Source organism: Salibaculum halophilum (genome assembly GCF_002094885.1).
Lineage (GTDB): Bacteria > Pseudomonadota > Alphaproteobacteria > Rhodobacterales > Rhodobacteraceae > Salibaculum > Salibaculum halophilum.
Genome location: NZ_MSIT01000020.1, coordinates 22,102 through 29,018, shown reverse-complemented (window position 1 = coordinate 29,018; position 6,917 = coordinate 22,102). Strand labels below are relative to the sequence as shown.

At 69.5% G+C, this 6,917-nt stretch carries 5 protein-coding genes; all 5 read left to right on the top strand.

Going from position 1 to position 6,917, the window contains the following annotated elements:
* On the top strand, positions 1-234 hold a 234-nt coding region (locus tag BU124_RS14805), incomplete at its 5' end, for a hypothetical protein (RefSeq protein WP_179141908.1).
* 126 nt (positions 235-360) lie between these two features.
* Positions 361-1,245: a DUF2163 domain-containing protein gene (locus tag BU124_RS11785; RefSeq protein WP_084863783.1), complete on the top strand. Its 885-nt coding sequence runs from the start codon at positions 361-363 to the stop codon at positions 1,243-1,245.
* A complete protein-coding gene (locus tag BU124_RS11780; RefSeq protein WP_084863782.1) occupies positions 1,242-1,688 on the top strand; it encodes an NlpC/P60 family protein in 447 nt (148 codons plus the stop codon). The genes BU124_RS11785 and BU124_RS11780 overlap by 4 nt, the downstream gene beginning before the upstream one ends.
* A gap of 9 nt (positions 1,689-1,697) precedes the next feature.
* The gene (locus BU124_RS11775) at positions 1,698-5,663 is read left to right on the top strand and encodes a baseplate multidomain protein megatron (RefSeq protein ID WP_084863781.1); all 3,966 of its coding nucleotides are present in this window, start codon (positions 1,698-1,700) and stop codon (positions 5,661-5,663) included.
* 10 nt (positions 5,664-5,673) lie between these two features.
* The gene (locus tag BU124_RS11770; RefSeq protein ID WP_084863780.1) at positions 5,674-6,750 is read left to right on the top strand and encodes a DUF2793 domain-containing protein; all 1,077 of its coding nucleotides are present in this window, start codon (positions 5,674-5,676) and stop codon (positions 6,748-6,750) included.
* The last annotated feature ends 167 nt before the right edge of the window (positions 6,751-6,917 follow it).

The following is a 6,917-nucleotide window of genomic DNA, read 5'->3' as shown; positions in this document are numbered from 1 at the left end:
GCGATGGCTGACCTTCTGATCTGGCTGGTGGCGGCGCTCGGCGCGGTCGGGGGCGTGGTCCTCGGCCGGGTCTGGGGCCGTGTCGAAGGGAAGCGCGCGCGCAAACGGGAGGCCGAACGCGATGCCATCGAAGACAAGAGCAAGCGCGTCGAGCGCGGGCGCGACGCGGTTCGTCACGGTCGCAGCGCTGGCGATCCTGCTGACCGGTTGCGGCGCAACGACGGGAACTGGTGACGCTGGCTGCATGGCTTACGCGGAGGCGCGGCTGGCCCGCCCGGCGGCCGAGACCGTCGCCGCCGTGCCGCCCGCATGGGCGGACTGGATCGCCGATCTCGACGATCGCATGACGGGAACCTGCCGATGAAATCCCTGTCGCCTGCCCTCAAGGCCCATCTCGACGAGGGCACGACGACGCTCGCCTGGTGCTGGCGGATCAGTCGCGCCGACGGCGTGAGCTTCGGCTTCACCGACCACGACAGGACGCTGAGCTTCGACGGCACGGAGTTCGAGCCGGAGAGTGGGCTGACGGCCTCCGAGGTCCGCTCCGGCTCCGACCTGTCGGTCGATGCGCAGGACGCCGAGGGCGTGCTGACCTCCGACCGGATTACCGAGACCGACATCCTCGATGGCCGCTGGGACAACGCGGAGGTGGAGGTCTGGCGCGTGAACTGGGCGGACACCGGCCAGCGCGTGCTGATGCGGCGCGGCGCCATCGGACAGATCCGACGTGGGCGGCTGGCGTTTGTGGCCGAGGTCCGGTCGCTCGCCCACGTCCTCGGCCAGACGGTTGGGCGGACCTTCCAGGCAACCTGCGATGCCGCGCTTGGTGATGCGCGCTGCGGCGTCGATCTGGAGGACCCGGCCTTCAAGAGCGCGGGCGCCGTCATCGATCTGCTCCGGGATCGGGCCTTCACCGCCTCCGGGCTCGGCGGGTTCGAAGCAGGCTGGTTCACCTTCGGCACCCTCGAATGGACCAGCGGCTCCAACGCGGGGCGTCAGGCCGAGGTGCTGGGCCACGACGCGACGGACGGCGTGGCTATCCTCACCCTGCTCGATGCGCCGGTGCGCGCGATCGCCGAGAGCGACGGTTTCACGATCCGTGCAGGCTGCGACAAGCGGATCGAGACCTGCGGCGCGAAGTTCGCCAACACCCTCAACTTCCGCGCCTTCCCGCACATCCCGGGCCAGGACACGATCCTGCGGTACGCGACGAAGGACGGCGGGCATGAGGGGTCCGTGCTGTGACTCAACCTCTCGCATCGGCCGACCCGGCGCGCGTCATTGCCATTGCGCGGTCATGGCTCGGCACGCCCTATCACGACCAGGCCAGCCTTCGGGGCGTCGGCTGCGACTGCCTCGGCCTCGCGCGGGGCGTCTGGCGCGAGATGGTCGGTCCCGAGCCGTTCCCGATCCCGCCCTACAGCCGCGACTGGGGCGAGACCGGCCCGCGCGAGGTGCTGGCCGACGGTGCGCGGCGCATGATGATCGAGGTATCGCCCGCCGAGGCCGGTCCCGGCGCGCTTGTCCTCTTCCGCATGCGGCCCCGCGCCATCGCCAAGCATGTCGGGATCCTGACTGGGGCCGATACCTTCCTTCACGCCTACGAGCGGCTGGGCGTGATCGAAGAACAGCTCACGCCGTCCTGGCGCCGGCGCATCGCCTTCGCCTTCTTGTTCCCGCAACGCTGAGTCCAGACCATGGCCACCCTCGTACTCGGCGCCGCAGGGGCCGCCATTGGCGGTTCGATCGGCGGCGCGATCCTCGGCGTGAGCGCCGCGACCATCGGCGGCTTCGTCGGCTCGACTATCGGCTCGGTGGTCGACAGCTGGATCGTGTCCTCGCTCGCGCCCACACAGCGCATCGAAGGCCCGCGGCTCGACTCCTTGCGGATCACGTCCTCGACCGAGGGCGCCTTCGTCCCGCGCGTCTACGGCCGCATGCGGATGGGCGGCAACGTGATCTGGGCGACGGATTTCCGCGAGGAGACGAAGACCACCACGCAGGGCGGCGGCAAGGGCGGCGGGGGCGGCAAGGTCAAGACCACCGAGTATCTGTACTACGCCTCTTTTGCCGTGGCGCTCTGCGAGGGCCCGATCACCGGGATCGGCCGCATCTGGGCCGACGGGAAGCTGCTGGACACCGCCGGGATCACATGGCGCTGGTATCCGGGTGATGAGGCGCAGACGGCGGACCCGTTCATCGCGGCCAGGATGGGCGCGGCCAACACGCCCGCCTATCGCGGCACGGCCTATGCAGTGTTCGAGGATCTGCCGCTCGGCAACTACGGCAATCGCATCCCGCAGCTGAGTTTTGAGGTCTTCCGCCCGCTCGCCGATCCAGACACGGCAGAGGGCCTGACGCAAGCGGTCACCATGATCCCGGCATCAGGTGAGTTCGCCTATGCCACGCAGGGCATCCGGAAGGGCGGCGGCGGGTCGTCCGAGCCCGAGAACCTCAACGCACTGACTGACACCGCCGACATGGTGGTGGCGCTGGACCGACTGAAGGCCATGGCCCCAAAGGTCGAAAGCGTTTCGCTGGTCGTGGCCTGGTTCGGAGACGATCTGCGCGCGGGCGACTGCACTATCCGGCCGGGCGTCGAGGTCTCAGAAAAGTCCACCAGCCCGCAGACGTGGTCGGTGAATGGCGTATCCCGCTCCAACGCCCACCTCGTCAGCCGCGATGACCAGGACCGTCCCGTCTATGGTGGGACGCCCGCCGACTTCGCGGTGGTGCAGGCGATCAAGGAGATGAAGGCCCGCGGGCTGCGCGTCACCTTCTATCCGTTCATCCTGATGGACGTGCCGCCCGGCAACACGCTGCCGAACCCGTATTCCGACAATGCCACCGAGACCGGCCAGCCCGCGTTCCCTTGGCGAGGCCGGATCACCTGTTCCCCGGCTGCTGGCTACACCGGGACCGTGGACAAGACTGCCACGGCCGCAAGCCAGGTTGCGGCGCTGTTCGGCGCGGCCACGCCCGCGAGCTTCAACGTTTCGGGTCAGTCGGTTTCGTGGACCGGGGCGCCGGGCGACTGGGGTCTGCGCCGCATGGTGTTGCACTACGCCCATCTCTGCGCGGCGGCCGGCGGGGTCGACGCCTTCCTGATCGGGACCGAGATGCGCGGGCTGACCACGATCCGCTCGGGCGCCAGCGCCTATCCGGCGGTGCAGGCCTATAGGGACCTGCTCGCGGATGTGCGCTCGATCCTCGGGTTCGGCACCAGGATCGGCTATGCGGCCGACTGGAGCGAGTATTTCGGGCACCAGCCGGGCGACGGCAGCGGCGACGTGTACTTCCACCTCGATCCGCTCTGGGCCGACGCCAACACCGACTTCATTGGCATCGACAACTACATGCCCCTGTCGGACTGGCGCGACGGGTTCGAGCATGCCGACGCGGCCGAGGGCTGGCCCGCGATCTACGACCGCGCCTACCTGCGGGCGAACATCGCGGGCGGCGAAGGCTTCGACTGGTTCTACGCCAGCGCGGCCGACCGATCCGCGCAGGCCCGCACCGCGATCACGGACGGCGCCTCGGGCAAGCCGTGGGTCTTCCGCTACAAGGATCTCCGCAGCTGGTGGTCGAACCAGCATTACGACCGCCCGGGCGGGGTGGAGAGCGGGACGCCGACCGCATGGGTGCCCGAGTCCAAGCCGATCTGGTTCACGGAGCTGGGCTGTCCTGCCATCGACCGCGGGACCAACCAGCCGAACGTCTTCTTCGACCCGAAATCCTCCGAAAGCTTTGTGCCGTACTTCTCCCGCGGCTGGCGGGACGATGCGATCCAGCGGGCCTATCTCGAAGCGACGTATCTGTTCTGGGGCGAGGCCGCGAACAACCCGGTCTCGTCGGTCTACGGCGGCCGGATGGTTCACGTCCCCGAATGCGCCGCCTGGACCTGGGACGCGCGGCCCTATCCGTTCTTCCCGGCGCTGACAGACGTCTGGACGGACGGGGCGAACTGGCGGCTGGGCCACTGGCTGACCGGCCGGCTCGGCGCGGTGTCGCTGGCGGCGCTGGTCCGGCACCTCTGCCTGCGTGCTGGTCTGCCCGACTCCCGGATCGACGTCACCGGTCTCTGGGGCGCCGTCGAGGGATATGCCATCGGCGCACTCGAAAGCCCGCGCGCCTCGATCACCACGCTGTCGCGGCATTTCGGCTTCGACGCGGTCGAGACCGAGGGGGTGATCCGCTTCGTCATGCGCGGCCGGGCGGCGGTGGCGAGCGTCAGCCCCGACGACCTGGTCGCCGCCCGCGAGGGCGACGTGCTGGAGCTGACGCGCGGCCAGGAAACCGAACTGCCGCAGGCTCTGAAGTGGCAGGTCGCCCGCGCCGACGAGGATTACGAGGCCGCGCAGGTCGAGGCCCGGCGCATCACCGTCGACACGACCCGGATCGCGTCCGAGTCCTTCCCCATGGCGGTGCCGCCCGAAGAGGCTGAGCGCCGCTGCCGCCGCGCCCTGATGGAGGCCTGGACCGGCCGCGAAAGCGCGGTCTTTCGCCTGCCGCCATCGCGGCTGGCGCTCGACCCGGCCGATGTCGTGTCGTTCGTCCATGACGGCCGCGCCGTCCCGCTGCGGCTCGTCTCCATCGCCGATGCCGAAGCCCGTGGCGTCGAGGCGGTGCGCCAGGACAGGGAGGCCTACGACCTGCCGCCGGGCGCGCCGCGGCCCTCGGCGCTGTCACAGGCGGTGGTCTTCGGCGCGCCCGAGGCGGTGCTTCTTGACCTGCCGCAGCTGACCGAGGATCTGCCAGCGCATCGGCCCTTCGCTGCGGCGCACGCCGTGCCGTGGCCGGGCGAGATCGCTGTATTCCGCAGCCCCTCGACTGACGGCTTCGAACTGCTCACCAGCTTCGGGACGCGGGCCCGGATCGGCGCACTGGTCTCGGACTTCTACGCGGGGCCCACGTCGCGCTTCGACCTCGGCAACGCGCTGATCGTCGATCTGCGCACCGGCACGCTGGAAAGCGTCCTGGACCTGACGCTCTTCGGCGGGGCGAATGCGCTCGCCATCGAGAGCGCGCCCGGCGTCTTGGAGATCGTGCAGGCGGGCGCGGGCGAGCTCATCGCCCCGGGCCGGTATCGCCTGACCCGTCTCCTCCGCGGCCAGCGTGGGACCGAAGGCGCCATGGGCAACCCGGCGCCCGCTGGCGCAAGAGTCGTGATACTCGACGACAGCCTCGCATCGCTGCCGATCGCCGAGGCGGATCTCGGCATCCCGTGGAACTGGCGCATCGGCCCGGCGAGCCGCCCAGTCAGCGACGAGACCTATGTCGCGCAGGCCTTCACGCCCGCGGGTGTGGGTCTGCGGCCGTTCTCCGTCGCCCATGTCGAGCAGCCGTGGCGAAAGCCGCGTGCGCCGGGCGATCTGACGATCCGCTGGACACGCCGGTCCCGAGCCCTCGCGGCCGACAGCTGGGGCGGGCTTGAGGTGCCACTGACCGAGGAACTGGAAGCCTACGAGGTGGAGATCCTCGACGGCCTTGCTGTGAAGCGGGTGCTGAGCACGACCACGACCAGCGCGGTCTACACGGCCGCCCAGCAGACCGCCGATTGGGGCGGTCCGCTCGACCCCGGCGACACGCTCGACATTCGCATCTTCCAACTCTCCGCCCTCGTCGGGCGAGGCGCGCCGAAAACCGTCACCCTCACGTTCTGAAGGCCATCCCATGTCCGACGCCACGACCCAACTGCTGCTGCCCTACATCCTGGCGGCGCAGGCCCAGAAGCACGTCACCCACAACGAGGCGCTGCGGCTGCTCGACGGGCTCGTCCAGCTCTCGGTCCTCGACCGCGACCTGACCGCGCCGCCCGGCAGCCCCGCCGATGGCGACCGCTACATCGTCGGCTCGGGCGCGACAGGCGACTGGGCGGGGTGGGACCTGAATGTCGCGCTCTGGACCGATGGTGCCTGGCTGCGCCTGCCACCGCGCACCGGATGGCGGGCGTGGGTGGAGGACGAGGGCCTGCTGGTCGTCTACGATGGTGCGGGTTGGGTCGGGACAACCCCGGCTTCGCTGCAGAACCTCGCGCTGCTGGGTCTCGGCACGACCGCCGATGCCTCGAATCCGTTCTCGGCCAAGCTGAACGCCGCGCTCTGGACCGCGAAGACCGTGGCCGAGGGTGGCACCGGCGATCTGTTCTACACCATGAACAAGGAGGCTGCGGGCGACGACCTCGGGCTGACGCTGCAGACCGGGTTCGTGACCAAGGCGCTGGTCGGTCTCTTTGGCTCGGACCGGTTCCGGCTCGCGGTCTCGGCCGACGGCAGCACCTTCTTCGACGGGCTGAGCGTCGACAACGCGAACGGCATCGTCGACCAGCCTCGGCTGCCTCGGTTCAAGGCGTACACGAACTACGACAACTATGTCGGCGTCGGGACCTGGACGAAGATCGGCCTCAACAACACCGACACCAACGACCAGGGCGCTTTCGATGCCGTGAACAACCGGTTCGTGGCCCCGGTCGACGGCACTTACCTCTTCGGCGCGACGCTGCTCTACAAGGTCAACGCCAGCACGTCCGCGCGCATGAGCGGGCGGCTCATCCTGAACGGCACGACCGAGATCCGAGGTTCCTTCGGCGAGATCAGTGGTGCGCATGTCTCCGAGGCGACGGCCCTCTGGCTGCAAACGATGGTCGCGCTCACCGCCGGTGACACCGTCGAGCTGCAGGGCAACTTCCGCGCCGCGGACGGCTACTTCGCCGCCGACCAGACTTCGTTCTGGGGCGCGAAGATCGGCTGAGGGAGGCACGCCATGGCCCCAGTAGACTAGAGGACCGCTTCTCCCAAACGGCCGAGCAATTCGAGACCGTGAAGAGAGCACGTGACGCGCAACGAGGGATGCTTGAGGCGGTAGCTTCGCCCTCGTTCTCGCGACGATCTGGCTGGGCGGCTGCGCGATGGACATTC